Annotated in this window: 22 protein-coding genes and 2 pseudogenes; 10 read left to right on the top strand and 14 right to left on the bottom strand. The window is 70.3% G+C overall.

Translation table 11 applies throughout. The annotated features are described in order from the left end of the window. Positions 1 to 14 precede the first annotated feature (14 nt). Positions 15 to 512 carry a hypothetical protein gene (locus AOK17_RS40535; RefSeq protein ID WP_055617634.1) on the bottom strand — a complete coding sequence of 166 codons (498 nt, stop codon included), beginning with the start codon at positions 510 to 512 and terminating at the stop codon, positions 15 to 17. A 315-nt stretch (positions 513 to 827) separates the two neighbouring features. Between AOK17_RS40535 and AOK17_RS40540 the strand changes: the two genes are divergently transcribed. Next, positions 828 to 1,265: an STAS domain-containing protein gene (locus AOK17_RS40540; RefSeq protein WP_055617635.1), complete on the top strand. Its 438-nt coding sequence runs from the start codon at positions 828 to 830 to the stop codon at positions 1,263 to 1,265. On the opposite strand, the gene AOK17_RS40545 is transcribed toward AOK17_RS40540, so the two are convergent. From AOK17_RS40545 to AOK17_RS40570, 6 genes are all read right to left on the bottom strand, one after another. After that, positions 1,186 to 3,162, bottom strand: coding sequence for a DUF2264 domain-containing protein (locus AOK17_RS40545; RefSeq protein WP_079053566.1), 1,977 nt, complete (start codon positions 3,160 to 3,162; stop codon positions 1,186 to 1,188). The two genes, AOK17_RS40540 and AOK17_RS40545, sit on opposite strands and share 80 nt — an antisense overlap. A gap of 18 nt (positions 3,163 to 3,180) precedes the next feature. Further along, positions 3,181 to 4,284, bottom strand: a complete 1,104-nt coding sequence (locus AOK17_RS40550) for a LacI family DNA-binding transcriptional regulator (RefSeq protein ID WP_055617636.1) — start codon at positions 4,282 to 4,284, stop codon at positions 3,181 to 3,183. A 39-nt stretch (positions 4,285 to 4,323) separates the two neighbouring features. Continuing rightward, entirely contained in the window at positions 4,324 to 5,982 is a 1,659-nt protein-coding gene (locus tag AOK17_RS40555; protein ID WP_055617637.1) for a type 2 periplasmic-binding domain-containing protein, read from the bottom strand. 33 nt (positions 5,983 to 6,015) lie between these two features. Continuing rightward, positions 6,016 to 6,903, bottom strand: a complete 888-nt coding sequence (locus tag AOK17_RS40560) for a carbohydrate ABC transporter permease (RefSeq protein ID WP_055617638.1) — start codon at positions 6,901 to 6,903, stop codon at positions 6,016 to 6,018. Beyond that, positions 6,900 to 7,754, bottom strand: a complete 855-nt coding sequence (locus AOK17_RS40565; protein ID WP_055617639.1) for an ABC transporter permease — start codon at positions 7,752 to 7,754, stop codon at positions 6,900 to 6,902. Before AOK17_RS40565 ends, AOK17_RS40560 begins: the two co-directional genes overlap by 4 nt. A 267-nt stretch (positions 7,755 to 8,021) precedes the next feature. Further along, on the bottom strand, positions 8,022 to 8,738 hold the full coding sequence (locus AOK17_RS40570) for a MerR family transcriptional regulator (RefSeq protein WP_055617640.1): 717 nt from the start codon (positions 8,736 to 8,738) through the stop codon (positions 8,022 to 8,024). A 172-nt stretch (positions 8,739 to 8,910) separates the two neighbouring features. Here AOK17_RS40570 and AOK17_RS40575 point away from each other — a divergent pair, with 172 nt between their 5' ends. Next, positions 8,911 to 9,102 carry a hypothetical protein gene (locus AOK17_RS40575; RefSeq protein WP_055617641.1) on the top strand — a complete coding sequence of 64 codons (192 nt, stop codon included), beginning with the start codon at positions 8,911 to 8,913 and terminating at the stop codon, positions 9,100 to 9,102. 194 nt (positions 9,103 to 9,296) lie between these two features. On the opposite strand, the gene AOK17_RS40580 is transcribed toward AOK17_RS40575, so the two are convergent. Then, positions 9,297 to 9,728 carry a protease inhibitor gene (locus AOK17_RS40580; RefSeq protein WP_055617642.1) on the bottom strand — a complete coding sequence of 144 codons (432 nt, stop codon included), beginning with the start codon at positions 9,726 to 9,728 and terminating at the stop codon, positions 9,297 to 9,299. 307 nt (positions 9,729 to 10,035) lie between these two features. Here AOK17_RS40580 and AOK17_RS40585 point away from each other — a divergent pair, with 307 nt between their 5' ends. The 5 genes from AOK17_RS40585 (at position 10,036) to AOK17_RS40605 (ending at position 15,991) form a co-directional block, all read left to right on the top strand. Continuing rightward, a complete protein-coding gene (locus AOK17_RS40585) occupies positions 10,036 to 10,662 on the top strand; it encodes a hypothetical protein (protein ID WP_055617643.1) in 627 nt (208 codons plus the stop codon). 251 nt (positions 10,663 to 10,913) lie between these two features. Further along, positions 10,914 to 12,497 carry a purine-cytosine permease family protein gene (locus AOK17_RS40590; protein WP_055617644.1) on the top strand — a complete coding sequence of 528 codons (1,584 nt, stop codon included), beginning with the start codon at positions 10,914 to 10,916 and terminating at the stop codon, positions 12,495 to 12,497. A 99-nt stretch (positions 12,498 to 12,596) separates the two neighbouring features. Continuing rightward, the gene (locus AOK17_RS40595; RefSeq protein WP_055617645.1) at positions 12,597 to 13,595 is read left to right on the top strand and encodes a hypothetical protein; all 999 of its coding nucleotides are present in this window, start codon (positions 12,597 to 12,599) and stop codon (positions 13,593 to 13,595) included. 186 nt (positions 13,596 to 13,781) lie between these two features. Beyond that, complete coding sequence (locus tag AOK17_RS40600) at positions 13,782 to 14,951, top strand: lactate 2-monooxygenase (RefSeq protein ID WP_055617663.1); 1,170 nt, start codon at positions 13,782 to 13,784, stop codon at positions 14,949 to 14,951. Then, positions 14,948 to 15,991 carry a 2-hydroxyacid dehydrogenase gene (locus AOK17_RS40605; RefSeq protein WP_079053567.1) on the top strand — a complete coding sequence of 348 codons (1,044 nt, stop codon included), beginning with the start codon at positions 14,948 to 14,950 and terminating at the stop codon, positions 15,989 to 15,991. Before AOK17_RS40600 ends, AOK17_RS40605 begins: the two co-directional genes overlap by 4 nt. Positions 15,992 to 16,110: 119 nt before the next feature. Here the strand turns inward: AOK17_RS40605 and AOK17_RS40610 are convergent, their stop codons facing one another. The 3 genes from AOK17_RS40610 to AOK17_RS40620 all read right to left on the bottom strand — a co-directional run bounded on the left by AOK17_RS40610 (position 16,111) and on the right by AOK17_RS40620 (position 19,183). Next, on the bottom strand, positions 16,111 to 17,982 hold the full coding sequence (locus AOK17_RS40610; protein WP_055617646.1) for an RICIN domain-containing protein: 1,872 nt from the start codon (positions 17,980 to 17,982) through the stop codon (positions 16,111 to 16,113). A 574-nt stretch (positions 17,983 to 18,556) separates the two neighbouring features. Further along, positions 18,557 to 18,934: a hypothetical protein gene (locus AOK17_RS40615; protein ID WP_055617647.1), complete on the bottom strand. Its 378-nt coding sequence runs from the start codon at positions 18,932 to 18,934 to the stop codon at positions 18,557 to 18,559. A gap of 3 nt (positions 18,935 to 18,937) precedes the next feature. After that, positions 18,938 to 19,183 carry a hypothetical protein gene (locus tag AOK17_RS40620; protein WP_055617648.1) on the bottom strand — a complete coding sequence of 82 codons (246 nt, stop codon included), beginning with the start codon at positions 19,181 to 19,183 and terminating at the stop codon, positions 18,938 to 18,940. Between the two features lie 197 nt (positions 19,184 to 19,380). On the opposite strand from AOK17_RS40620, the gene sigJ reads away from it, so the two are divergent. Together sigJ and qcrB are read left to right on the top strand one after the other, a co-directional pair. After that, on the top strand, positions 19,381 to 20,364 hold the full coding sequence (gene sigJ / locus AOK17_RS40625) for an RNA polymerase sigma factor SigJ (RefSeq protein ID WP_055617649.1): 984 nt from the start codon (positions 19,381 to 19,383) through the stop codon (positions 20,362 to 20,364). Then, positions 20,361 to 22,109 carry a cytochrome bc1 complex cytochrome b subunit gene (gene qcrB, locus AOK17_RS40630; RefSeq protein ID WP_079053568.1) on the top strand — a complete coding sequence of 583 codons (1,749 nt, stop codon included), beginning with the start codon at positions 20,361 to 20,363 and terminating at the stop codon, positions 22,107 to 22,109. The genes sigJ and qcrB overlap by 4 nt, the downstream gene beginning before the upstream one ends. Here the strand turns inward: qcrB and AOK17_RS54175 are convergent. The 3 genes and pseudogenes from AOK17_RS54175 to AOK17_RS54185 all read right to left on the bottom strand — a co-directional run. After that, complete coding sequence (locus tag AOK17_RS54175) at positions 22,081 to 22,470, bottom strand: discoidin domain-containing protein (protein ID WP_055617650.1); 390 nt, start codon at positions 22,468 to 22,470, stop codon at positions 22,081 to 22,083. The two genes, qcrB and AOK17_RS54175, sit on opposite strands and share 29 nt — an antisense overlap. A gap of 195 nt (positions 22,471 to 22,665) precedes the next feature. After that, positions 22,666 to 22,770 (bottom strand): annotated as a pseudogene (locus tag AOK17_RS54180) (hypothetical protein); the annotation flags it as partial. 37 nt (positions 22,771 to 22,807) lie between these two features. Further along, positions 22,808 to 23,806, bottom strand: a pseudogene (locus tag AOK17_RS54185) (glycoside hydrolase family 2 protein); the annotation flags it as partial. Positions 23,807 to 24,072: 266 nt separating this feature from the next. Between AOK17_RS54185 and AOK17_RS40645 the strand changes: the two are divergent. Next, on the top strand, positions 24,073 to 26,415 hold a 2,343-nt coding region (locus AOK17_RS40645; protein WP_055617652.1), incomplete at its 3' end, for a SpoIIE family protein phosphatase.

Consider the following 26,415-nt stretch of genomic DNA (forward strand, 5'->3'; position numbering starts at 1 on the left):
GCGCATCATATGCATTAAGGCTGTGCGGAGCCGTCCGGGGTGTCGTCGCCGTGCCCGTCGGAGGTGGCGTCCACCCGACGCCAGGAGCCCTTCCACACCACCCAGACATGGCCGTCCGGCCCGTGGTGCACCTTCAGTCCGTCGACGACGGCGAGCAGCGGCAGGTTCTTGGCGCCGACCTGGTCGCAGGAGTCCAGTGAGACCTTGACGTCGTCGGTGGCGGCCACGGTGATGCCGGTGAGGTCCGCGGTGAGCACGATCCGGCAGGTGTCGGCGGCGCTGCGCGCCAGCAGGCACTTGCTCGCGGAGCGGCCGGCGTCGAGGACCGGGGTGACGAAGGACAGCGGGGCGTCGATCACCCGCGTCACCGCCGCGGCGGCCTCCTCGGCGGCGAGCTCCCCGTCCGCGCGGGAGAAATGGGCGGTGAACTCCATCTCCTGCACCGGTTCCATGAGCCCGCACTCGGTCAGCAGTGGCGGACCGCCCGACGGAGTGCGTACCGGCGTTCCCACCGCCAACCCTCCTTGGTCAGACAGTTCATGGTCAGTCATACGAACACAGCTCGTGAACATTCGTGCGGACAACGGGCAGAAACGCGGCCCGTGACTGCGGCCCGTGACCGGGGCAGCACGGCGACCCTACGTCCGCAACACCCCCTTGCACAGGGCATGTTGAGTAAACACAAAGACCAAAAGTCAACCGTTGCAGCTGAAATTCACTGGGTCGAGTGAACTAGATCTTGTGGACGAGGCGGCATGGATGGTTCGGCCGCGGGCGGGGTAGCTACCGAGATCGAATACGCCCTCCCCTGCAGAGGTGGAGCCGACATGTCGCCGGATTCCCAAGACCAGGCCCCCGGGCTGCCCGAGTGCGGCACCGCGGAGTCGGAAGCGCCCACGGCGAGTCCGTACGCCCACAGCTACGCGAGCGGCGGGTTCACCGTCGTCGAGGTGCTGGGCGAGATCGACATGGCGACGGCCGGTGCCCTGGCCGAGCATCTGGACGCCGTGACCGCGGGCCGGGCGCCCCAGGTCCTGGTCGACCTCCGCCGGGTCGCCTTCTTCGACTGCTCAGGGCTGCGCGTGCTGTGCAGGGCCGACCGCCGGGCGAAGGAGCGGGGCGGCTCCCTCCGCCTCGTCTCCGACCAGCCCCGCATCCACCGGCTGTTACGCGCCTCGGGGCTCCTCAGCCGCTTCCCGCCCCTGCCGGCACTTCCTCCTCCGTCCCGTCCGGGAAGCGCACCACCACCGCTCCCGCCGCGGTGACACGTGTACCGGCCCGCGCCCGCAGCGCCTCAGGGTCACAGGGCCGCACCGGATCGGCGCTCAGCACGACGAGCGTGACCAGGAGATGCGGGCGCCCCGGGTGGCCTGCCAGGCGCAGGCAGGGTGTGGCGGAGTACTCGCCGTAGGCGTTGGCGCCACGGACCTGTACGACGGCACCGTGCGACGGGCCGTCGGCCCCGGGTTCCTCCCACCCGTGCAGCGCCACGACCGCGCTCGTGAGGCCGTCCGCCTCGCGACGCGCCAGCGCCCAGCCGGGCCCCGCCGCCTCGGTCAACGGCCCGCTGTCGTCGGCCAGGGCCCAACCCCCTTCGCGTACGACGGCTCCCGGCGGCCCTTCGAAGCGGTGGACCCGGATCTCCCAGGGGCCGTGGACCACGCTGGTCGTCTCGATGCGGTGGCCCTGGTCGGAGCCCGGCAGGACCGCCCGGTGCCAGGACGCCGCCCGGCGGCCCTCCGTGCCGAGGGGATGGATCCGGCCTCGTCCGGAGACCGCCGTCCCGTCCGCCGTGAGCAGAGCGAGGTGGCTGTCGGGCCCGGTCGCGGGACCGTCCACGGGGGTGTCGGGTGCCGTGGCGCTGGAATACGCGAACTTCGCGTAGTGCGGGCTGTCCTCGGCCTCGGCGGGCGGCGGTGGCAGGCGGTCGCTGCCGTGGTTGACGAGTCGTACGATCCCGTCGGCGGCGGTCGAGTGGAGCAGCCAGCCGGGAGCGGGCAGCGCCAGATACGCGTCCGCGGTTTCCACCGGGCCCGGTTCCTCGGGAGCCGTCCAGACGGGATGGCCGGCGGGGAGCAGCAGCCCGAGGAACGCTTTGCTCGCCCAGTACGGGGAAGCGGGACCCGAGTACCGCTGGGTGACGGGAAGGAAGGGCCGGTACCAGCCCAGGCTCAGCAGTCCCCGTTCATCCGGCACCCCGCGTTCGGTGAAGTGCTTGAGGGCGCCCGAGGCCAGACGGCGGGTGCGGCCGGGCGGCAGCGGGGTCGCGTCGGCGAGCGCTCCGGCCCACAGCGGGGCGGCCGTCGCGTAGCGGTAGGTGAGGGAGCGGCCCTGGTGGACGGGTGCGCCGTCCGAGCCGAAGAAGTACTGGTGGGTGCCGAGGAACGCGCGCAGGCGGGCCCGGTGGACCTCCGTCAGCGAGGCGTCCGCGCGGGGTCCGGCGATGCGGGCCCACAGGATCGGGTACAGGTGCAGGGCCCAGCCGTTGTAGTAGTCGAACTTGCGGCCGTCGCCGTCGGTGTACCAGCCGTCGCCCCGGTACCAGTCCTCCAGCCGCGCCAGGCCGCCGTCGATCTCGGCGCGGCTGTGCGGGGCGCCCACGGAGGCGAGGAACTCCTCGGTGACGACCTGGAAGAGCCGCCAGTTGGAGTCGTTGGCCCGGGCGCCGACGAATCCGCCGAGCCAGGCGGCCACCCGCTGGCGTACCGCGTCGTCGAGCCGGTCCCAGATCCACGGCCTGGTCTCGTGCAGGGCGATCGCGATCGAGGCGGCCTCGACCATCGGCTGGGCCCGGTCGGCGATGGGCGGCCAGCGCTCGGCGCCCTCCGGGTCGGTGCCGGCGGCGAGTCCGGCCGCGTACCGCTCGATCAGCTCCGGCGGGACGCGCCCGCCGGAGCCCGCGATACGGCAGGCGGCAAGCAGGAACGAGCGGGCGTAGCCCTCCAGGCCGTCGGACCAGGATCCGGCGTGGCCGGGCCGGCCTGGCAGCCGGTACTGGGCCAATTTCCTTGACGCGTAGGGGAGTAGACCGTCCAGGAGCCGGTCGGCCAGCGCCTCCCAGTGGGCGCGGGTCCAGCCGGTGACGGGTGACCGTACGGGGTCGGGGGGCGGCAGGAAGGACGAGTGCGTCGGGTCGGTGAGCGACACGTGCGGCGCGGTCATACGGGGGTGGGTCCTCCGTCAGTGGGGGTGGTCGGGCGCCTCGTCGCGCGGCGCCTGCGGGGGCGGCTGGACGCTGTCGCGTACGACGATGTGGGTGCCGAGCAGATGGTGGGCGCCCGCGGCGTGCTCGGGGTCGCGCAGGGCGATGCGTACGGCGGCCCGGCCGAGTTCCTCGGCGGGGGTGCGCACGGTGGTGAGCGGCGGGTTGAAGTCCTCGGCGAGCGGTATGTCGTTGTAGCCGACGACGGAGATGTCGTGGGGCACGCGCAGCCCGGCTTCGGTGATGGCCCGCAGGGCTCCGGCGGCGACCATGTCGTCCCCGGCGAAGACGGCCGTGAAGTCCGGTGTCTCCTTGAGGAGTTGGGTCATCGCGCGGTGGCCCGCCGCCCGGCCGAGGCCGCAGTCGACGACGTGGGCTGCCTCGGGCGGCAGGCCGTGCTCGGCGAGCGCCGCTCGGTAGCCGGCGACGCGCGCGTCGAGGGCCGTGTTGCCGGGCAGTCCGCCGAGGAACACGATCCCGCGGTGGCCCGCCGAGAGGAGATGGCCGGTGATGGCGTGCGCGCCGGCCTCGTTGTCGAACTCGACGACGAGCGCGGGGATGTCGGGGTCGGGCGAGGGCCGTCCGCACAGCACGAGGCGCGCGCCGGCCGAGTCGAGGGCCTGGGCGTAGTGCGCGACGCGCTCGCGGTAGGCGTCGTCCTCGACGACCCCGCCGACGAGGACGACCAGCCGGGCCCCCTCCTCACGCATCAACTGCACGAATTCCAGCTCGCGTTGCGGGTCCCCGCCGGTGGTGCCGACCAGGCACAGCCAGCCGCGGGAGGCCGCCTCGGCCTCGACTCCCTCGGCGACCTGCGCGTAGAAGGGGCTGGTGACCTGACGCAGGACGACGGCGACCATCTTGCGCCCGCCGCCGACCAGGGCGCGGGCGTGCGCGTTGGCCACGTAGTCGAGATCGCGGGAGGCGCGCAGCACCCGGGCCCGGGTCGACGCGGGCACGGGGTGGTTGCCGCTGAGCACGCGCGAGACGGTGGCCATGGACACGCCTGCCCGCTCGGCGACCTCGCGAATGGTGACGCGTCGCTTCGCCGTCGGCTCCGCCTCTGCCATGTCGTTGCCCATCTCCCCGTGTCTCCCCTCACAACCGCCCGACCTGCCGCGTCAGTTGTTGGCGGCGTGGTCCTTGGCGAACTCCTCGGCCATTCTGTCGCCACCCCGCTGCCGCCAGGTCCTGACGGTGGCGTCCCATTCCGACAGCGGAGTGCGTCCCGCGATGATCCCCGTGGCGGTGTCCTTGAGGAGCGTTTCGAGGGTGGTGCCCTGGGCGGTGTACGTCCTGGACTGGAGCCCGTACGAGGCATTGCGGACGGCGTGCGGAACGGTCTTGACCTGCCAGGCGTGCAGGGCCTTCACCGCGTCGGGCATTCCGGGCACGAACAGTGCCTGGGGTCCTTCGGCGAGGTACTTCAGCGGCAGGTTGGTGTTGTTCTCGACCTGGCCGAGCGCGTTGGGCTCGGGCGATCCGTCCTTGGCCCTGGTGAAGTGGGTGCCTTCCACGCCGTAGTGGACGAGTTCCCACTCCTTGCTGCCGAACGGAGCCGCGAGGTAGTCGAGGATGCGCAGCAGCAACTGCACGCGCTCCTTCTTCGCCTTCTTGACGACGGTGTAGCCGAACGAGCGGCGTGCTCCGACGATCCCGCCGGGCGTACCGCCCACGCTGTACGGCAGAGCCGGCGCGGGGGTGTACTTGCGGCCCTTCTCAAGGAACTTGGGGAGGTAGCCGCCGAATCCGTCCTGCAGCGAGCCGACCGTTCCGTTGTAGTAGAGGGCGATCATGTCGATCTGGGAGATGGAGGTCGCGTCGGGGTGGTAGGAGCCCGCCTTGCGCAGCCCGAGCTGGAAGTCGAGCATCTGCTTGTACCGCTCGTCGGCCACGACCGGCAGGAACGTGCCGTCGTCCTTCACCGACCAGCCCCGGGCGTGCACCCCGTGCGCCGCCGAGTGGAACCCGTCCCCGAACACGGATCCGACCGCGGCCCCCAGGGCGTACTTCTTCCCGCCCGTCCCCTTCTTGGCGACCGCCGCGAAGTCCTGGTCGGTCCACCCCTCCGTCATCCCGGCGTCCTCGAAGTACTCGTCGTTGAGCCAGAGCGTGGATCCGGGCAACGGCCGCTCCAGCGGAATGCCGTAGATACGGCCACCGATCCGGCCCATGTCGCGCCAGGCGTGCGTCGGGATGTTCGCGAGGTTCGGATAGTCCTCGACCGCGTCCCCGGAGAGGAACGGCGTGAGGTCCTCGGCTCGCCGCTGCACGAACTGGGCCTCGCGGGGCAGCGCGAACCCGGAGAACATGTTGATGATGTCCGGGAGTTCACCCGGATCGCCCGCCATCACGGTGGCCATCTTCTTCTGGTAGTCCGTCTGCGAGATGACCGTGTACTCGATCTTCACACCGAGCGCCTTCTCCACGGCCTGCCAGAACTTGTTGGCCGAGGCCGGCTTCGGCGGCGTACCGAAGGACACCGACATCACCTTTACGGTGGAGCCGTCCCCCGGTGTCCGGGACACCGACCGCGTTAGGTCGGCGGGGTAGGAGGTGTAACCGGGCTGAACCCCCTCCGCGGTGGGCGCGAGGTCCGGCTTCGGCCCCGCGAAGGCCTTGTAGGCGGGCCAAGGGGCAAGCTTCTTACCGGCGTTGGACACCCCGTCACCCCCCGACTCCGTGGAACAGCCGGTCAGGCCGACCGGAGCGGCAATCGCGACAGCACCCACGGCAGCGGTGCGCATCAGGGCACGACGGGACAGCGGTGTACTGGACATAGGTGTTCTCTCCCAGCTCTGGAGGAAAGGCGCTCAGCTCTTGACGGCTCCTGTGAGCACACCCTTCGTGAAGTACTTCTGCAGGAACGGATAGACCAAAAGAATCGGCACCGTGGCGATCACCAGCACAGCCATCTGCACGGTCTGCGGAGCATTCACGGTGCCCTCGCTGGTCGCGGTGTCCGTGAGCCCCGACCCGGCCACCACATACGTGCGCAGCACCTGTTGAAGCGGCCAGTGATCGCTCTCCAGATACAGCGAGGCATAGAACCAGGAGTTCCAGTACGCCACCGCGTAGAAGAGACCGACGACGGCGAGCGCGGCCTTGGACAGCGGCAGCACGACGGACCACAGCACCCGCCAGTCCCCTGCCCCGTCCAGCCGCGCGGCCTCGTACAGCTCGTCGGGTATCGACTGGAAGAAGCCGCGCAGCACCACGAGGTTGAACACGTTGATGAGCACGGGGAAGATCAGCGACCCGTACGAGTCCAGCAGGCCCAGCTCCTTGACCAGCAGGAAGCTGGGGATCATGCCGGGCGGGAAGAGGAACGTGAAGAGGACGAGGATCAGCACGGGCCGGCCGCCGAAGACACCGGGGCGCGACAGGGCGTAGGCGAGCGTGACCGTGCAGAAGAGGCTGAACAGGGTGCCTACGACGGTCACGCCCGCGCTGACGCCCAGGGCGTGGGTGACGATGCCGCCGTCGAGGATGTCGCGGTACGCCTGGACGGTCGGCTCGGTGGGCCACAGCACCCAGCCGCCGTTGTCGACGACCTCCTCGGGCGAGGCGAGCGAGGTCGAGAGGATCACCAGGAACGGCACACAGACCAGGAGGACGACGGCCACGAGCGCGACGGCCTTCGCCGCCTGGGTCAGGGGCCTGGGCTTCTCCATCCAGGCGGGCCGGGCATGCGCGCTCACTTGTAGACCCCCTGTTCGCCGAGGCGGTGGGCGACCTTGTTGGCCGCGTAGACGAGCAGGGCGCCGATCACGCCCTTGAACAGGCCCGCGGCGGCGGCGAATCCGTAGTCGCCGCCGACCATGCCCTGGTAGTAGACGAAGGTGTCGATGATCTCGGCGGCCTCGGGGCCGACCGCGTCGCGCTGGAGGAGCATCTGCTCGAACCCGACGGAGAGGATGTCGCCGAGCCGCATGATGAGCAGCAGCACGATCACCGGCCGGATCGCGGGCAGGGTGACGTGCCAGAAGCGCCGCCAGGGTCCGGCACCGTCGATGGCGGCGGCCTCGTACTGCTGCTCGTCGACCTGGGAGAGCGCGGCGAGGAAGATGATCGTTCCCCAGCCGGCGTCCTTCCAGATCACCTGGGCGACGGTGAGCGGTCTGAAGGCGTCGGGGTTGCCGATGATGTCGACGGTGCTCAGGCCCGCGTCGCCGAGGTAGCCGTTGACCAGCCCCGTGTCGCCGAGGACCTGCTGGAACAGGGCGACCACGATCACCCATGAGATGAAGTGCGGCAGATACGCCACCGACTGCACGAAGCGGCGGACGGTGGTCCAGGTCAGGGTGTGCAGGAGCAGGGCGAGGGCGAGCGGTACGGGGAAGTAGAAGGCGATCTGGAGGACCGCGATCCAGAGGGTGTTGAGGACCGCGTCCCAGAACTCGGCGTCCTGGAACATCCGTTGGAAGTTGCCGAGTCCCACCCATGGACTGCCCCAGATGCCGTCGAAGGGCACGTAGTCCTTGAACGCGATGACGTTGCCGGCCAGGGCGCCGTAGTGGAACAGCAGGAAGTACCCGAGCCCGGGGAGCATCAGCAGGAACAGCGCCCGGCTTCTCCGGCTCCCGCTCCTGCGGTTCTGAAAACGTTTCCTACTCCTGAACGCACCGGTCGGACGGCGGCTGGATGGGGTCACCGCCTCCGTACCTGCACGCTCCCGCACCACCGCGGCCACGGAGCCTCCTCACCTCTGGCTGTTGGGTGAGGGGAAATTAAAACGTTTCCAATCCAGGGTCAACACTTCTGACACAGACCGGTAGTTGGCCTTGGTGCGGTAGGCCTGTCGACCTGCGGAGACGGCTTAAAACGTTTTCGTAAGCGCCAGGAGGTACGCGTGGAGAGCCGCCGAGCCCTCCAGCCGGCTCCGGCTCCGCAGGTGCAACTCGCGCTCCCGGCCCGCCAGTTCGGCCCGTACGCGCTCGGGGCTGCCGGTGGTGCGCAGTTCGGCCAGGACCGACTCGATGGTGGAGAACGGGTGGTGACCGCGCCTCAGCAGTGCCACGATCTGGGCCAGCCGCGCTTCCGACGCGGAGTAGCGGCGGTATCCGGTGACCTTCTCCCGCGTCGGCCGCAGCAGGCCACGCGTCTCCCACAGGCGCAGTACGGGCGTCTGCACTCCGATGGCGTCGGCCACCTCACCGATGCGCATCCCGCCGCGGTCCCGGTCCGGCGGCTCGGTCTCGTGGGTGATCAGCGTGTCCAGCGCCCGGATGGCCTCGGCGAGTTCGGTCCGCTCCCGGTGGAGTTCGGCGTGACTCTCGTCGAGTACGGCGAGCGCGGTCTCCAGGTCGCCGCCGTGCACGGCACGCATGATCGCGCCCGTCGTCGGCCAGCCGTGTCCGACGGCCAGCGCGCGGCCGGCCCTGAGCGCTTCGGCGTGTGCGGTCGTGAACACCCGGTAGCCGCTGTCCGTGCGCTGGACGGGCGGCAGGATGCCGGTCTCCACGTAGTTGCGGACCTGCTGTGTCGAGATGCCCGCCTCACGCGCGAGGTCGACGGCCCGCAGTCGGTCGCCCACCCTGCCTCCTCAGCCCGCAGTTTCACCATGATTTGAGGGTTCCAGAGTAGGCCGTGAGCCTGAACTGGCACGAACTCGGGCCAAGCCTCAAGAAGCAATTCAATGAAACGATTGAAGGAGAGCAGACCGGAACAGGACCGGGGCACAGGACCAGGAAGAGGAGAGCCGCGCCATGAAGTTCGTTCTCGAAGTCGACATGGGTGACACCGCCTGGGAGGGGAACGCCGCGCGGGAGCTGGGGCGGATCCTCCGCTACTGGGGAGGAAACCTCCAGCACTACGAGCTGAAGCCGGGCGACGGGGCGGCCGTCTCCGACTCCGACTACCGCGAAGTGGGTTCCTGGAGCATCACCGCTTCGGCCTGACGTCGGGTTCGGCTCCGGATTGACGCCGTGGCCGTCCCGGGAATGACGCCGGGGCCGGCGGAGACGGCCCCACTCCGTCTCCGCCGGCCCCTGTTGCGAGATCGCGCGGCACTCCGCGAGGGGACCCGCACTCCCCATCCGCATCCGCGGGCCACCGTCGACGCACATCGGCGAACCGCGCGACCCCGGTCCCTTTAGAACGTGAAGACGGTCGACCCGTGGGCCCGCTTCACGCACTCGTTGGAGAAGGTGCGTTCATAGGACACCCGCTTGCCCTGCCAGACGCCGTCGACCGTGACGACGACGGGATCGTATTCGCGGGTGCACATGGCTTCGGTTCTTCCTGGCAGGGTATTGAAGTCCCCTCCGGACGCCCGGAGTTCGGCGCAGGCCGACGCCGCGGCCGGGTGGGTTCCCGAGGCGGTCGGCGCACAGGTCAGGGTGACCGCGCGTTCGGGGGCGGCGTCGGCCTTGAGCTCGCCGTGGCCCATGGTGAGCACCAGGGAGGAGGGGGCGTAGAGGGAGTTCGGCGAGGGGGTGGCGGCGAGCGCGGACCCGGTGAGGGGTCCGCATACGGCGGTGGCCGTCAGCGTGATCGTCGCTGCCCAGCGCGCGGTGTTCGGCATTGTGTGCATCCTTCCGCTCGGTTGGTTGCCGCCGGCTCGGTCGAGTGCCGGTGCGGCGAGCGCGAGTCTGCCGAGTCCGCGCCGGAAACACACGTCGACCCCACGCGTTTCAGTAACCTTGCGTATTGAATCAGTGGCGCGAAGTTACGGAATTCGAACGCGCAGACCCCGGAGTTGAGCGGACCCTGCGTCACCGAGTGGACACGCTGGCCGGATATGTACTGCTCAGCAATAGGCCTGAAACATTCCGCTTCCAGCTGAGCGCAGACCCCTTGCGTCCGTGGCGCAAGAGAGTAATCGTCATTACATGATTACAGCCGAACAGCACGAGAAATTGCGCGGCTGGTTCGCCGGCCGTCTGCCCGACGACCTCTTCGAGAGCCTCGGCGAGGTCACGGTCGACCGTGAGGAGATCACCGTCGTCGGCCGCATTCCCGAACCGCGGCTCGCGGAGAACGCCTCGGACGCCGAGCGGAAGGCGGCCGTCGACTCCCGTATCCAGGAGTTCCGCGAGCGCACCCGCGACGCCCGGGTCACCGTGGCCCGCGAGGCCGAGCACCGTTTCGGCAAGAAGGTCTCGTGGGGTGTGGAGTGCGGCGGCGAGCGAGCCCTGTTCACGCATGTCGCGGCGCCCGTGATGACCCGGCTGCGGCAGCCGCAGCGGCAGGTCCTCGACACCCTGATCGCCGCCGGCGTCGCCCGCAGCCGCAGCGACGCCCTCGCCTGGTGCGTCCGCCTCGTCGAACGCCACGCGGACGACTGGCTCACGGAGTTGCGGGACTCCCTGGAGCACGTACAGCGGGTTCGCGCGCAGGGGCCCGACGGTCCGGAGGCCCGGGACACCCCGCCGAACGAGGCCCCTACCGGTACGTCCGCCGACGCGTCGGACGAGGCGCCCGCCGATACGGCAAAGGACAAGCCCACCGACAACTGACGACCGACCACCGCCCACCACAGGAACCGATGGCACATTCCTCCACCGGCAACACAAAAGATGGATGGTTCGTCCACTGGTGCGGCGTTCTGCCCAGCCCGTAACTTCGGCAGATCACCGCACCAAGGGACGGCTTCCCCGCGCTCCGCGCACCCAAGCGACAGCGACACGCCGTCCGGCCAGCCGCGTCACCACGCGCTCCCCCGCCCTGACGCCCCCTTGGGGTGCCGGTCCTTCGCTGGAGCCCCTCCTTGTCCCAGAACTCCCCCGCCACGCAGCCGCCGTCCCTCACCGAGGTCGAGCCCTACGGCGTCGAGCGGATCCCCGACGCGGACCGCTCCGCGAGCCCGCTCGACCTCTTCCGGCTCGCCTTCGGCGGGGCCAACACCTTCTCCACCTGCGTACTCGGGGCCTTCCCCATCCTCTTCGGCCTGTCCTTCTGGCAAGGGCTCGCGGCGACGCTCCTCGGAGTGATCGCGGGTGCGCTGATCCTGTGTCCGATGGCGGTCTTCGGGCCGGTCAACGGCACGAACAACGCCGTGTCCTCCTCCGCCCACCTGGGCGTGCACGGCAGGGTCGTCGGTTCGTTCCTGTCGCTGCTCACCGCGGTCGCGTTCTTCTCCATCTCGGTGTGGAGTTCGGGCGACGCCCTGGTCGGCGGCGCGCACCGGCTCTTCGGACTGAGCCGCAGCGACCTGTCGTACGTCGTCGCGTACGCGCTGTTCGCCGTGCTGGTGCTCGCGGTGTGCGTGTACGGGTTCCGTTTCATGCTGTTCGTCAACAAGGTCGCGGTGACCTCGGCGACCCTGCTGTTCCTGCTCGGCGCGGTGGCCTTCGCCGGGGACTTCGACCCCTCGTACGCGGGGATCTTCACGGCGTCGGCCGACGCGGCGACGCAGGATCTGTTCTGGCCGTCGTTCATCGGCTCCGCGCTGATCGTGCTGTCGAACCCGGTGTCCTTCGGAGCGTTCCTCGGCGACTGGTCGCGCTACATCCCGGCGAGCACTCCGCGCCGCAGGGTGATCGGCGCCGCGTTCCTGTCGCAGATCTCCACCCTGCTGCCGTTCGTTTTCGGCCTGGGAACCGCCAGCATCATCGCGGCCAAGGCACCGGAATACGTCGACCCCGCGGCCCCGAACTTCGTGGGCGGACTGCTGGCGATCTCGCCGAGCTGGTTCTTCCTGCCGGTGTGTCTGCTCGCGCTGATCGGCGGCATGGCGACGGGCACGACCGCGCTGTACGGGACCGGGCTCGACTTCTCGTCCGTGTTCCCCCGGCTGTCCCGGGTCCAGGCGACGGTGCTGGTGGGCGTGCTGTCCATCGCGTTCATCTTCGTCGGGCGCTTCGGCTTCGACCTCGTACAGAGCATCTCGACGTTCGCCACGATGATCATCACGTGTACGACGCCGTGGATGGTCGTGATGATGCTGGGCTTCTACACCCGGCGTGGCTGGTACGACCCCGACGCGCTGCAGGTCTTCAACCGGCGCCAGCGGGGCGGCCGTTACTGGTTCGCGCACGGCTGGAACTGGCGCGGGATGACCGCCTGGTGGGTCTCCGCCGTCATCGGCGTCCTCTTCACGAACATCCCCGGCCAGTTCGTGGGCCCGCTCGGTGACCTGGCCGGCGGGGTCGACATCGGCCTGCCGATCTCGCTGGCCGTGTCCGCCGTGCTGTTCCTGTCGCTGCTGTGGTTCTTCCCCGAACCACGGGCGGCGTACGGGCCGGAGGGCGCTCGCCTGGTCCGTACCGTCGATGTACCGGTACCACCGATCACCGGACCGGGCAGCGAGGCCGCCGAGAACCGACCGGTACTGGCCGCCGAGAGCCCGTGACGACTTCTGACGGCTTCTGAGCACTTCGGAGGGCGAAAACCGGACAGCCCGCTCGGCACGGGGCCGTCGAGGAGCGGTGCCTTCGTAGACTGCCGCGCCATGGAAGAGATCTACGAGCTGGGCGCGATCACATGTCCGTCCGGTGAGTTGGTGGTCCTCGACGGTGGTCACCTGGGTATGTGGAGCGGAGAGCGGTCGCCGGCGGAGGTGGACCCGGGAGCGTTCGGCGTCCAGGATCCGGCGGTCGCCGCCGATGTGAGCGGAGCGACCGACTTCACGATCACCGGCCCCGACGCCGACACCGCGGCCCACTCCTTCGGCCGGCAGCCCGGCCGCATGCTCCACGACATCCCGGCGTCCGGAGTCGCACGGCTGCGTGAACTCTTCGACGCGCACTGCCGGGAGCACGGCTTCGACGCGAGCCTGGATGCCTGCGAGCGGGTGCCGCACCGGGAGCGGGTCCGGCGGTGCGCGGCGCGGGGCGGCGGCTGCTTCCTGATGCACGGGGTGCCGGTCGTGGCGCTCGGCGGTCTGCCCCGCGACCGGGCCCTCCCGGTGCTGGCGTCCGGCGCCGGCATAGTGATCCCGGTGGACCCGGCCCCCGCCGCCAAGAGCGTGGAGCTCGGCGACATCCGGGTCGACTGGGCCCGGCTGCTCTTCGGGGACGCCGATGCGCTCAACGCCTGGCAGCACGACGAACCCGTGGACGGACTGGCCGACGTCGCGTTCTGGGGCGCCGCCGAGGAGGAGGCCGCCGCCGAGTTCGGGGCTCCCGCGCTCGGTGAGGTGGGCGAGGACGGGGTCAGGGGCTGGACGGGGCTGACCGTGCCGGAGGCGATGCGCCGGGCCGGTGCCCTCTTCGACTGGAAAGAGGCCGCCCCGGGGCGGCGGCTGATGGTGGACTTCCGCCCGCACTCCCACCACTGGCAGGTCATGCGCGAGGTCCGTGCCTCCGCGGTCGAGTCCGGAACCGTCGAGGTCGGCGGCGCACACGTGCTGTGCACCATGACCGGTCAGGGCGACGGCTGGTTCCCCGTGTCGGCGGAGCTCGGCCCGTCCGGCGAACTGGTTGCCGTACGCGTGTCGTTCCCGAGCTGAGCCCGGCTCGTTCACCGGCTGAGCCCGGCGGGCCCGGCGATCTTCGCGTCGACGGTGGACGGATCTTGTCCCGCTCGTCAGGATCGTCGCAGGAACGGCGTGGTGTCCGCGGAAACAGGGCACGGTCTCCAGCGCGAACGGCACGGTCTCGACGGCGAGATCAAGGGCGAGAGGCGGGACGTACGGATGACGAAGCACTGGGCGGACTTCCAGTACGAGATCTATCTGAACGGCATGACGGGCGCGGTGCCCCGGCTGCCCACCGATCTGACCCGGCTGGAGGAGCTGGCCGAGCAGCGGCTCGAACCCGGTCCGTTCGGCTATGTGGCGGGCAGCGCGGGCAACGGCAGTACGGCGCGGGCGAACCGGGCCGCGCTCGAACGGCGCCGGATCGTGCCCCGCATGCTGCGCGATGTGCACGAACGCGATCTGTCCGTCGAGGTGCTGGGGCGCCCTCTGCCCGCTCCCCTCGCCCTCGCGCCGGTCGGCGTGCTGTCGATCATGCACCCGGACGCCGAGTCGGCCGCCGCCCGGGCCGCCGCGGCGCAGGGGGTGCCGTACATCCTGTCGTCCGCGTCCAGCACACCGATGGAGCAGGTCGCGGAGGCGATGGGCGACGCGGAACGCTGGTTCCAGCTGTACTGGGCGAAGGACCGCGAGGTCACGAAGAGTTTCCTGAACCGGGCGAAGGCGGCCGGATTCAGCACGCTGTTCGTCACGCTGGACACACCGCTGCTCGCCTGGCGGCCACGCGACCTGGACCAGGCGTATCTGCCGTTCCTGCACGGGATCGGCACGGCCAACTACTTCTCCGACCCGGCGTTCCAGGCGGGTCTGGCCAAGCCGGTGGACGAGGACCCGAACGCGGCGGTCATGCATTTCGTCGGGATGTTCGCCGATCCCGCGAAGACCTGGCCCGACCTGGAGTTCCTGCGCGAGAACTGGGACGGACCCATCGTCCTCAAGGGCATCCTGCACCCGGACGACGCCCGCCGGGCCGTCACCGCCGGGATGGACGGGGTGGTCGTCTCCAACCACGGCGGTCGCCAGGTGGCCGGCTCCGTCGGCGCCGCCGACGCGCTGCCCAAGGTGGTCGAGGCGGCCGGTGACCGGCTGACCGTCCTCTTCGACGGCGGGATCCGCACGGGCGACGACATCTTCAAGGCACTCGCGCTGGGCGCCGAGGCGGTGCTCGTCGGACGTCCGTACGCGTATGGGCTCGGCCTCGACGGCCAGGCGGGGGTGGAGCACGTCATCCGCTGTCTGCTCGCCGAACTCGACCTCACCCTCGCGCTGTCCGGTCAAGCGGGCCCGGCGACCGTCAGCGCCGACGACCTGGCCGAGGAGACCGCATGACGGGCGACTCCCCCGCCGCTGGCCCTGTCCCGGCTGCCGCTGCCGCTGCCGCTGCCGCTGCCGCTGCCGCTGCCAAGAACGTCCTGGTTGTCATCTCGCCCCACGTGGGCGGCCGTTCGGGCGGTGCGGGGCTCGCCACGCTGTTCCCGAAGGAGGCCCGCGTCACGGTCGTCGAGTCGGCCGACGAGGACCCGGCCGCGCTGCGCGAGGCACACGTCGTCCTCACCGGGCTCGCCCCCGTCACCGCCCGACACCTGGCCTCCGCACCGGAGTTGGAGCTGATCCAGTGCGCCAGCCACGGCTTCGACTACGTGGACCTCGAAGCGGCCCGCGCCCGGAGCATCCCCGTGTGCACCATCGGCTCCAGCGGCGCCGAGAAGCAGAACGTCGCCGAGCAGACCTTCGCCCTGATGCTCGCCCTCGCCAAGCAGCTGATCCCGGCGCACACCGCGCTCGTCGACGCCGACTGGGCGCTGCCGCGGCTCCAGCGGTCCATCACCGAACTGTCCGGCAAGACCCTCGGCGTGATCGGGCTCGGCCACATCGGCCAGGAGGTCGCTCGCCGCGCGGTCGCCTTCGACATGACCGTCCTGTACGCCGGACCGCGATCCGTCGGCCCGGAGACCGAGGCACGGCTCGGCGGCGCCCGCCATGTCGGCCTCGACGAGCTGCTGCGCGCGTCGGACTACGTCACGCTGCACACGCCGCTCAACGACACGACCCGGCATCTCCTCGACGCCCGGAGACTCGCACTGCTCAGGCCGAGCGCGTTCGTCGTCAACACCGCGCGGGGCGCGCTGATCGACCAGGACGCCCTCGCAGACGCGCTGGAGTCGGGTGCCCTGGCCGGGGCGGGCATCGACGTCTTCGACCCCGAACCGCCCACACCGGCCCTGCGGCTGCTCAAGGCCCCGAACGTGGTGCTCTCGCCGCACGTCGCCGGCGTCACCCGCGAGACCCTCGTACGGATCGCGCTGGCCGCCGCCCAGAACGTCACCGGGTTCCTGACGGGCGAACCACCCCGGGACGTCGTCTCGTAGCACCCGATCGAAGTAGGACCCGATCGAAGTAGGACCCGGTCGGCTCAGGACCTGGCCGGCTCAGGACCTGACTGGAACAGGGCCTGGCCGGAACAGGGCCGGGGCGCCGCAGGATCGGGTCAGAGACCGAGTTTCGAGACCGTCTGCGCCAGCAGAAGAGGCACCGGCGCGACGGGCCGCGGGGCGGAGTCGTCGACGGTGACGGCGCGGCGCTCCGTGTACGGCCCGGACACGGTCGTGCTCGGCTCCGGCTCCGCGTCCTTCTCCGCGGCCGACGGCTCCACCTCGCACGGGGACTCGGCACAGTCGGCGTCGGACCCGGGTCCGGAGTCCGATTTGGCGGCCGTCGGGTCGGCGTCCGGACGGCCTGACGACGGCGCGCCCGTTCCGGCGATCGACAGCGACTCGGGGCTGGCCGTCGTGGCGTCGGTCAGCCAGCGCTGTTCGTCCGACCTGTCGCGGATCTTCACCACGACCTCCGCGTCCTGGTCCGTGGAGGAGGGCCCGACGGCGAGCCCCTCCTGCCACCGGGGCAGCAACTCGCCCTGGACGGTGAGGTCGTAGCGCACATCGTCTCCGCGCTTGGCCGACGCGGCGACACAGCGGCCCAGGACGACGACGCCCGCGTCCACGTGGGAGTCCAGGCACAGCTCGGGCTCGGCGACGCTGCGCAGGAGGCCGTCCTCCTCGTACGACCACTTCTGTGTCTTGGCCGCGGAACACGTCTCCAGTTCGGTGCCGACACCGGCCTTGGCCCTGCCGTCCTTGATGTCGAGGCAGAGGTCCGCGGCGAGGTTGCGCAGCCGGGTCTGTCCGGGGGGCGTCGGCAGGCCCGCCGAGTTGGGCGGGGACGAGGACCTGGCGGGCGGGGTCTGTCCGCCCGCCCCCGGGACGATGCTGCTGGACGCGCCTGCTGAGGCAGAGGGATCCGCGTCGCCGTCGTCCGACGACCAGAGGCTGGCGACCAGGACGGAGGCGAGCAGGGCCACCGAGACCAGGCCCGCTCCGGTGAGGAGCGCCTTCGAGTGCCGGGAGCCCGGCGAGGAGTGGCGCCCCTGCCGGGACGGCCTGGGCGAGAGCTGGGACAGCAGACGGGGGCGGTCGCCGCTGCCCGGGCGTCTGCCGCCGGAGCGGCCCGGACGGACGCCCGAGTGACCGCGGCTCGGCCGCGACTCCAGATAGCGGCGGGCGCCCCAGCCGAGCATCGACTCGGCGAGCAGACCGCCCAACCCACCCTCGAAATGACTGAGTTGCTCGGCCGCGTAACGGCAGAAGCGGCACTCCAGGAGATGCTGCTGCACATCGGGGAGCAGCGCGCCCCCGCGGCGAATCGGAACGTCCAGGAGACGGTTGTAGTAGCGGCAGTCTTTGTTCGGAGCGAGTTCACGATGGGCCCGAACACAGCCCTCGCGGAATTTCTCCCGGGCCTGCTCCAGAGCTGCCGACGCGGTGTCGGCATCCATACCCAGCAGACCGGCCGGTACGGATATGGGCTCGGCCTCGACCTCGGTGTGCCACAGCACGCACTGGGCGAGTCCCGGGAGGGACTGGAAAGAACGCTCGGCGAGCTTGCGATTTTCCGGCGTCATGGACTTCGTCGCGCGCATACCGCGACCCCCGGCCGGTTTCCGGAGATCCGGCAGCACCGCGGATATCCGGTCCTCCGCGGACCATGCCTTGATGATGTCCCGCACGGCCACCAGGAGCTGGGGGCGCAGGGCCACGGCGGACCCGGCGCGTCGCAGGCGTTCCAGCACCTGCTGGAAGGCGGCGGCGGTGACCATGGAGGCGACGTTCGCCGAGGAAGCGAGGCAGATGACCGCGTAGTCGTGCGTCGGCTGCCAGTGTCGCGCGAGCAGCAGCGCCACGGAGTGGGTGAGCTCGCCCTCCGGCTGCGCTCTGAGGAGGGCGGCGAGGCTCTCGTCGGATTCCCCGGGAGCGGTACCGGAGCCCGGCGGATACGGGGGACGAGGCGGGTGGGGGGTGTGCACTGAGCGGTTTCCTTCCAAGGCACAAGGTGTCACACAGAAGTTGTGACCGCCGAAAAGGGGCTCCTGGTTGGTGCATACCTTTTTGGCTTGACGCACGGAAAGCGGCCGGGATCTCGACCACTCGACGTCCGCCGGCCGCGAGCCTTTTGGGCCCCACGGCACGATGAAATCCCGAGCAGCGAATCAGACCTGACCATTGGACATGTACGAGGAAGTTCACCCTTGCACAAAACTCTCACACCCAACAAGGCACTTGAGCTACTTCAGCAACATCCGCGGCATTGAAGGAAAGTCAGTCACACCTGGGGCAACTCGCCTCGGCCGTACCGCATTTCGAAATGGCAATCGTTGCCATGCGCCCCGTGTGAAGCGCGCGCCCGCGCCGGTGCCTCTCGCACGCTCCCCGCGCGCGACTTGGCGTAGTCCACTGGTAACGGCCCTTCTCGGGGGCCCCGCACGGGACGGCGGCTCTCCCGCGCGAAACGGCCGCCGACCCCGATCCTCCCGCCCTCGGTCGGCGGCCCCGAGGGCGGGTCGTCACGTCCGGGGCGGCTCGAACCTGTCGCGGCGTGGGTCAGATCTGCCAGGACCGCAGACGGTCGGCCGCCGCGAAGACGTCCACCTTGCCGGAGATCAGGTCACGGGCGAGGTCCACGAGCGCCCCGTACGGGGGATCGATCCCCACGCCGCTCACGAACATGTACGAGACCGCCGTCGCGCAGGCGAACCGGGCGTTGGCGGACGGCAGCGGCTTCAGCAGGGCGAGGGTGTGCAGCAGCGCGGCGGCGCGCCAGGCCGGGTCCGAGTCCACCCCGAGCCGGGGCGGGTCCACTCTGTGCCGGGCCACGGCGGCCACGAGCACCGAGAAGTCGTTGACGGTCGGCTGGTCGGGCAGCACCTCTTCATGGCGCTGGAGCAGCCAGGGCACGTCGATATGGATGACGGGTGCCATGAGTCAGGCGGCCCGCCCCTCGCCCTTGGTGGGTGGTTCGTCGTCGGGGAAGGCCGCGGCGAACTCGTCCGCGTGCGCGGCGAAGAACCGGCGGAAGACGTCCGCGCCTTCCTGCAGCGCTCGGTGCCGCACGATGTCGGCCGCGGCCGCCTCACGAACCAGGGCCTTCATCGACGTACCGCGCTCCTTGGCGATCTGCCGCAGATCCTCGAGCTCGCGCTCGCTGAATTCCACGTTGAGAGCAGGCATGTCCTCACGGTACCGCGCGGGTACTTACTCGTAAATACATGCAGGTCAAGCGCTATGGCCAACGGTACCGAGCGGATACGACCGCCACGAACCCGAAGCAGCGCACCTGAGACCTGCGTCACATTTCAGCCGCCCTCTGTCACATTCCGGACCCCCGCGGCCCTCGCATGGGTGAGCGCGCTACGGGAGGCACACGCATGTCCGAGAGTCCGGCACCGGCGACCGACGAGGCACTGACCACGGCGACCCGGTTGTTCATCGACCACCGCGAGTTGTTGTTCGCGATCGTCTACAACATGCTCGGCGGCGTCGCGGACACCGAGGACGTACTCCAGGACACCTGGCTGTCCTGGTCCGGCAGCCGCGACCGGGCGCCGGACCAGGAGATCGACAACCCGCGCGCGTACCTCGTACGCATAGCGGTGAACCACGCGCTGAAACGGCGGGCCGTGATCAGCCGCCGACGTGAGACGTACGTCGGGCCCTGGCTGCCCGAGCCGCTCGTGGCCGAGTCCGCCGAGACCGAGGTGGCGTCCGCGGACGCCGCCGACCGTGTGCTGCGTGGGGAGTCCGTGTCGATGGCGATGCTCGTCGTCCTGGAGTCGCTGTCCCCGCTGGAGCGGGCGGTGTTCGTCCTGAACGAGGTGTTCGGCTACGCCCACACCGAGATCGCCGAGGTCATCGACCGCAGCCCCGCGGCCGTCCGCCAGCTCGCGCACCGCGCCCGCCGGCACGTACACGCCCGCCGTCCGCTGTACGAGGCACATCCGCGGGTGCGAAGAGAGGCGACCGAGCGGTTCGTCGAGGCCGCTCTCGGCGGAGACATCGGCGCCCTGATGGAGATCCTCGCGCCGGACGTGACGATGTGGACCGACGGCGGCGGCAAACGGCGCCCGGCGGGGCTGCGGCCGATACACGGGCGGGACAAGGCGATCCGCCTCATCGCCTCCTACGCCTCACGGGACGGCGTGCCGGCGCTGGACATCCGCTACCGGCGCGTCAACGGCGACGACGCCGCGGTGCTGTTCGCGGGCGACTCCCCGTACGCGGTGATGGTCATGGACCTCACCCCGGAGGGCGACCGGGTGTGCGGCCTCTACATCGTCTCCAACCCCGAAAAGCTCACGCACGTGCACCTGCAAGAGAAGGACGAGATGGACGAGAAGGAGGAGACCGCGTGACCACCACCGAACGGCAGGCGGCGAAGGAGTCCTCCGGTCAGCACGTCGCCGACTGGTTCGACGGCCGCCTCGGCACCCACAGCCTCGGCAAGAAGTATCTGCGCAAGGTCTTCCCCGACCACTGGTCGTTCCTGCTCGGGGAGATCTGCCTCTACAGCTTCGTCATCCTGATCCTGACCGGCGTCTATCTGACGCTGTTCTTCCATCCGTCGATGAACGAGGTGACCTACCACGGCAGTTACGTCCCGCTGAACGGCGTCCGGATGTCGGAGGCGTACGCGTCCACGCTGGACATCAGCTTCGATGTGCGGGGCGGTCTGCTGATCCGGCAGATCCACCACTGGGCGGCGCTGATCTTCATCGCCGGGATGCTCATGCACATGATGCGGCACTTCTTCACGGGCTCGTTCCGCAAGCCCCGTGAGGTCAACTGGCTGTTCGGCTGGACGCTGTTGTTCCTCGGACTCTTCGAGGGCCTCTTCGGCTACTCGCTGCCGGACGACCTGCTGTCCGGCACCGGAATGCGGTTCGTGGACGGCGCGATCCTGTCCGTGCCGATCGTCGGAACGTACCTGTCGTTCTTCCTCTTCGGCGGCGAGTTCCCCGGGCACGACATCATCGGGCGCTTCTACTCGCTGCACATTCTGGTGATTCCCGGGATCATGGCGGCTCTGGTGGTCGCGCATCTGATCCTGGTCGTCTACCACAAGCACACCCAGTTCCCGGGCCCCGGGAAGACCGAACGGAACGTCGTGGGCGCACCGTTCATGCCGGTCTACATGGCGAAGGCGGGCGGTTTCTTCTTCCTGGTGTTCGGGGTGATCGCGTTCATCTCGGCGGTCGCGTCGATCAACCCGGTCTGGTCGTACGGTCCTTACCGTGCCGACCAGGTGTCCACGGGGGCCCAGCCGGACTGGTATCTGGGCTTCGCGGAGGGCCTGGTGCGCATCATGCCCGGCTGGGAGATCAACGTGGCCGGGCACACGCTGGTCCTCGGCGTGCTGATCCCGATCGTCGTCTTCCCGCTCCTGCTCATCTTCATCGGCGCCTATCCGTTCCTGGAGTCCTGGATCACCGGTGACAAACGCGAGCACCATCTCCTGGACCGTCCACGCAACCGGCCCATCCGTACGGCCATCGGCACGTCATGGATCAGCATCTACCTGATACTCCTCGCGGGCGGCGGCAACGACATCGTGGCCACCCGATTCCATCTGTCGATCAACACGGTCACCTGGGCCGTCCGGATCGCGCTCTTCGTCGTCCCGGTGGTCGTCTTCGTCGCGACCCGGCGCATCTGTCTGGCCCTCCAACTCCGGGACCGGGAGCTGGTGTTGCACGGCCGCGAGACCGGCGTGATCAAACGGCTCCCGCACGGCGAGTACGTCGAACTGCACCGGCCCCTCTCCCCCGCCGAACTGCACACCCTCACCCAGCACGAGCAGCCCCGACCGCTCGAAATCGGCCCGGCCGAGGACGCGAACGGCGTGCCGAGCCCCAAGCGCCGGATGCCGATGCTGCGCCTGCGGGTCCGGCTCTCGCGCGCGCTGTACGGCGAAGGCACCCAGGTGGCGAAGCCGACGGCCGAGGAGTACCGGGAGGCCCACCGGACCGACGAACACCCGGCGGTCGAGCACCCGGCCACCGGGCACCCGACCGCCGAACAGCAGCCGGAGGAACCGCAGACGAGGGAGCATCAGGTGAGCGGGCGTCAGGTCAGCGAGGCGGGACCTCCAGACGGCTGATCCGCAGGGCGCCCCGGACCTCGCCCGGGTGGCGGCTCCTCATGGTGAGCCTGAGCCGGCTGCCACGTACCGCGTCGAAGGTGATCACCGTCGGCGCGTCGGACGCGGTGGCCCGGTCGACGTCGGCTCCCTTCACTCGCCGGTAGCGGCGCCCGTCCCAGGCGGCGACCTCCACCGAAGCGGGCAGGGAGTGCGTGGCGTCGACCGTGAAGGAGACCTCGATCCGGTCGAAGGAGCGGGCGCGGCCCCACTCGACGGACACCCAGTCCTCCTCACGGGCACCGTCGAAGGCGGGCAGCAGGGCCGTGGCCGCCTTGAGGAACGCGTTGGACCAGCCGGTGGCCGGGTCGCCGTCGAGCATCGCGGCGGGCAGGGTGTCCGGGCGCCCCGAGTAACTGGCGTCCACCAGCGGGTAGTTGGGTGCTCCCGGTCCGGGGTCGGGGGCGAAGTCGGCCGCCGGGGTGAGGACTTTCTGGCGCGCGGTCGTAGTACGTACGGTCACGGTGGCCGTCCGCAGTCCTGCCGAGCGCGCCCGAAGCGTGAGCCTTCCGGCCTCGGTGCCGGAGCGGACGATCGCCAGGGCCTTGCCGTGGAAGGCCGTTCGGGTGCTCGCCTGGTAGCGCTCGGCGCTCTCCTCGCACCCGTTGTCGACGCCGGCCAACGATCCGCCGTCGACGTCGAAGGCGATGGAGTGCTCGGCCGTTCAGGGTCAGGCCGTTGTCGGCGTCGACGGTGAAGTGGCGGATGCCGAAGGGGGTTTCGTAGGTGTCGACGGTGCGGCCGTCGACTCGGAGTTCGGTCTTCAGGGTGTAGAGGGTGGGCGTGTCGATGTCCCACATCCGCGGGCCTCGGACGGTGAGGTCGTGTGTGACGGTCGCGGGGTCCGCGCCGACCGTGACCGTGGACGTCCCACGCGCCACCGTACGGCCGTCCGGGTCGACGACCGTCGATCTCACCTCGGCCCGTCTCGCGTCGCCCGACGCGTTCACGGCGCTCGTCCGCGCCCGTACGAGCGCCCGGTCCTTCCCGATCTCGGGTGTCGTCACCTGGGTGCCCCAGCGCTGGACGTGGACCGGGTCGGTGACGACGAGGCGGGCCTCGCGGTGGATGCCGCTGCCCGAGGACCAGCGGCTGCTGGGGAGCCGGTTCCGGACCTCGACCGCGATGACGTTCGGCGTGGTGCCGTCCGTGTGCAGCAGATCGGTGAGATCGAGGGCGAACCCCGTGTAGCCGTACGGGTGTTGGCCGACGAGCTGCCCGTTGCAGTGGACGGACGAGTCCATGTAGACGCCGTCGAACTCGATGGAGACCCGCTTGTCCGCGTACGCCTTCGGGAGGGTGAAGGCGATGCGGTACCAGCCGAGGCCGCCGGGGAAGAATCCGGTGCCGCTGGTCGTGCCGTGGTCCGTGGTGGGGCTGAGCTCGATGCTCCAGTCGTGCGGTACGGCGATCCGCCGCCACGCCGAGTCGTCGTAGTCGGGCTCGGCGGCCCGGGCGTACGGGCCGGTGGGGTCGGTGAGGCCGGCCGGATCGACGAGCGCGAAGCGCCAGCCGTCGCGGAGCGGGACGGTCCGCCCTCCGGTGGCGGGCCGGGCACGGAGAGCGGTTTCCTCGGCGGTCCATGCGTCGGAGGTGCCCGCGAGGACCACGGGAGCCGCTGTGCCTGCGATCAGTACGGACCTGCGAGTCACCGTCACGGTGTTTTCCCTTTCGTAAGGGCTCACATTTGCTCACAACTGCTCGCGAAAAAACAGATTCTGACAGTGCGACAGGTGTGACCGTCAAGGCTCCGGTAAGCGCTTCCCGCCCCGGGCGTCACATCGGCCTGAATCCCACGGTGCCGGAGGGGCCCGCCAGGGGCAGGTGCACGAGCCCGTGTGCCATGTGCGGAAGACCCCGACGCACTAGGCTGGAACACAAGTAACGCGCTTGTTCACTGTGTGTGCGCAATGGAGTGGCGGCGATGAGGAGCCCCAACGAATCCTCGGACGACAGCCCGGGGTACCCGTTCGACGAGACCGCCACGGCGCGGGCCGTCATCGACGGCGACGGCATCCTCGTCGAGTGGAACGAGGGCGCCCGGCGCCTGCTGGGTCATACCCCGGCCGAGGTCGTGGGCCGGCCCGCCGCGAACCTGCTGGCCCCGGACGCCGGAGCCCCGCTCTCCCCGTCGGCCGACCGCCGCTGGAGCGAGACACTCGCGCTGCGCCACCGGGACGGGCGGACCCTGAACGTATGGCTGCTCGCGCACCGGCGCAGACCCGACCTCGGCGACCGCAGCGACTGGCTCGTCGTCACCCCGCTGGAGAGCGGCGAGCCGCCCGCGGACACCGACTCCCTCTCCGCCATGTTCCTGGAGCAGTCACCCTGCGCCACCGCCCTCTTCGACGAACGGCTGCGGCTTCGGCGGGTCAACACGGTGATGGCCGAGTCGATAGGCCTCCCGGAGGAACGTATCCGCGGGCTGCGCATCCCCGAGATCGGCGGCAGACCGCAGAACGACGAGCTTGAGGCGTCCATGCTCCAGGTGCTCCTGACCGGGCAGCGCCAGGACGTACAGACCCTGGCCACCGGCAACACGGACGGCGCGCTGGCCTGGCTGGCGCGGATGGCGCCGCTGACCGACGCCGAGGGCCGGGTGGTCGGCGTCTGTCTGTCCGCCCACGACTTCACCGACCAGTACCTCGCCCGGGAACGCCTCCAGATCGTGAACGAGGCGAGCATCCGCATCGGCTCCACCCTCGACGTCACCCGTACGGCCCAGGAGCTGGCCGATGTCTGTGTGCCCGCGCTCGCCGACTTCGTCAGCATCGACCTCGTGGACCCGCCGGAACACGGCGGCGAGCCGTACACCGGGCCGATCTCCGCTCCCGTGAGCCTGCGCCGCGCCGCCCACCGGTCGGTGAACCCCGGCAATCCGGAGGCCGTGACCAAGCTGGGCCAGATCGACGTCTACCCCTCCTCCTCGCCCCAGGCCGACTCCCTGGTGGCCGGCCGGCCCATCGTGGCCACGGATCCCATGAGCACGCTGGCGGACTGGCTCGCCTGGGATCCGTTGCGCGGCGAGCGCGTCAGGGAACTCGGCATCCACACCACGATGTCCGTTCCGATCCAGGCCCGCGGTGCGACGCTGGGGGTCGCCGTCTTCACCCGGTTCCGGCGCCCCGATCCGTTCACCGCCGACGACGTCCTGCTGGCCGAGGAGGTCACGGCCAGGGCGGCCGTCTGCATCGACAACGCCCGGCGTTTCTCCCGGGAGCGCGAGACCGCGATCGCCCTGCAGCGCAGTCTGCTGCCGCAGACGCTCCCCCGGACGGCCGCCGTCGAGGCGGCCTCGCGCTATCTGCCCGCGGCCCGGGCCGGGGTCGGCGGCGACTGGTTCGACGTGATCCCGCTGTCGGGGATGCGCGTCGCCATGGTCGTCGGTGACGTCGTCGGCCACGGGGTCCAGGCCTCCGCGACGATGGGGCGGCTACGGACCGCCGTGCGCACGCTCGCCGACATCGACCTGGCACCGGACGAGCTGCTGACCCACCTCGACGACCTGGTCGTCCGGCTCTCCTCGGAAGCGGGCGGCGAGGGGACCACCGGCGAGGTGGGGGCCACCTGTCTGTACGCCGTGTACGACCCGGTCACCCGCGTCTGCACCCTCGCCCGGGCGGGCCACCCGCCACCGCTGATGCTGCGGCCCGGCGGCTCGCCCGAGGAGATCGACGTACCGCCGGGGCCTCCGCTGGGCCTGGGCGGGCTGCCGTTCGAGTCGGTCGAACTCAGGCTTCCCGAGGGCACCGTGCTCGCCCTCTACACCGACGGCCTGATCGAGAGCCGCGACCGTGACCCGGACCAGAGCCGCGCGGTGCTGAGCCGGGCACTGGCCCGAACCGCGGGCTCCCTCGACGAGACCTGCCACGACATCCTCCAGTCGCTGCTCCCGCCGACCGGCGCCTCCGACGACGTGGCCCTGCTCCTCGCCCGGACGAAGGGTCTGCCGACCTCGCAGGTCGCGACCTGGGACATCCCCGCCGATCCGGCCCTCGTCGCCCCGATCCGCAAGCAGGTCGTCCAGCAGCTGGAGACCTGGGACCTGAGCGAGGCGGGCTTCACGACCGAACTGGTCGTGAGCGAACTCGTCACCAACGCCATCCGGTACGGCGAGCGCCCCATCCGGCTACGGCTGATCCACGACGCCACCACACTGATCGTCGAGGTGTCGGACTCCAGCCACACCGCGCCGCATCTGCGTCGCGCCAAGGTCTTCGACGAGGGCGGACGCGGTCTGCTCCTGGTCGCCCAGCTCACCGAGCGC

The sequence above is a fragment of the Streptomyces phaeochromogenes genome (assembly GCF_001418655.1).
Classification (GTDB): Bacteria; Actinomycetota; Actinomycetes; order Streptomycetales; family Streptomycetaceae; genus Streptomyces; species Streptomyces phaeochromogenes.

Excerpts from the sequence above, each read along its gene's own strand:
- AOK17_RS40580 (WP_055617642.1), bottom strand. The coding sequence starts at position 9,728 with ATGCCGAACACCGCGCGCTGGGCAGCGACGATCACGCTGACGGCCACC.
- AOK17_RS40605 (WP_079053567.1), top strand. The coding sequence starts at position 14,948 with ATGACGGGCGACTCCCCCGCCGCTGGCCCTGTCCCGGCTGCCGCTGCC.
- AOK17_RS40545 (WP_079053566.1), bottom strand. The coding sequence starts at position 3,162 with ATGACCGCGCCGCACGTGTCGCTCACCGACCCGACGCACTCGTCCTTC.
- AOK17_RS40620 (WP_055617648.1), bottom strand. The coding sequence starts at position 19,183 with ATGCCTGCTCTCAACGTGGAATTCAGCGAGCGCGAGCTCGAGGATCTG.
- AOK17_RS40540 (WP_055617635.1), top strand. The coding sequence starts at position 828 with ATGTCGCCGGATTCCCAAGACCAGGCCCCCGGGCTGCCCGAGTGCGGC.
- AOK17_RS40615 (WP_055617647.1), bottom strand. The coding sequence starts at position 18,934 with ATGGCACCCGTCATCCATATCGACGTGCCCTGGCTGCTCCAGCGCCAT.
- AOK17_RS40600 (WP_055617663.1), top strand. The coding sequence starts at position 13,782 with ATGACGAAGCACTGGGCGGACTTCCAGTACGAGATCTATCTGAACGGC.
- AOK17_RS40555 (WP_055617637.1), bottom strand. The coding sequence starts at position 5,982 with ATGTCCAGTACACCGCTGTCCCGTCGTGCCCTGATGCGCACCGCTGCC.
- AOK17_RS40595 (WP_055617645.1), top strand. The coding sequence starts at position 12,597 with ATGGAAGAGATCTACGAGCTGGGCGCGATCACATGTCCGTCCGGTGAG.
- AOK17_RS54175 (WP_055617650.1), bottom strand. The coding sequence starts at position 22,470 with ATGCTCGACGGCGACCCGGCCACCGGCTGGTCCAACGCGTTCCTCAAG.
- AOK17_RS40565 (WP_055617639.1), bottom strand. The coding sequence starts at position 7,754 with ATGCTCCCCGGGCTCGGGTACTTCCTGCTGTTCCACTACGGCGCCCTG.
- sigJ (WP_055617649.1), top strand. The coding sequence starts at position 19,381 with ATGTCCGAGAGTCCGGCACCGGCGACCGACGAGGCACTGACCACGGCG.
- AOK17_RS40585 (WP_055617643.1), top strand. The coding sequence starts at position 10,036 with ATGATTACAGCCGAACAGCACGAGAAATTGCGCGGCTGGTTCGCCGGC.
- AOK17_RS40575 (WP_055617641.1), top strand. The coding sequence starts at position 8,911 with ATGAAGTTCGTTCTCGAAGTCGACATGGGTGACACCGCCTGGGAGGGG.
- AOK17_RS40550 (WP_055617636.1), bottom strand. The coding sequence starts at position 4,284 with ATGGGCAACGACATGGCAGAGGCGGAGCCGACGGCGAAGCGACGCGTC.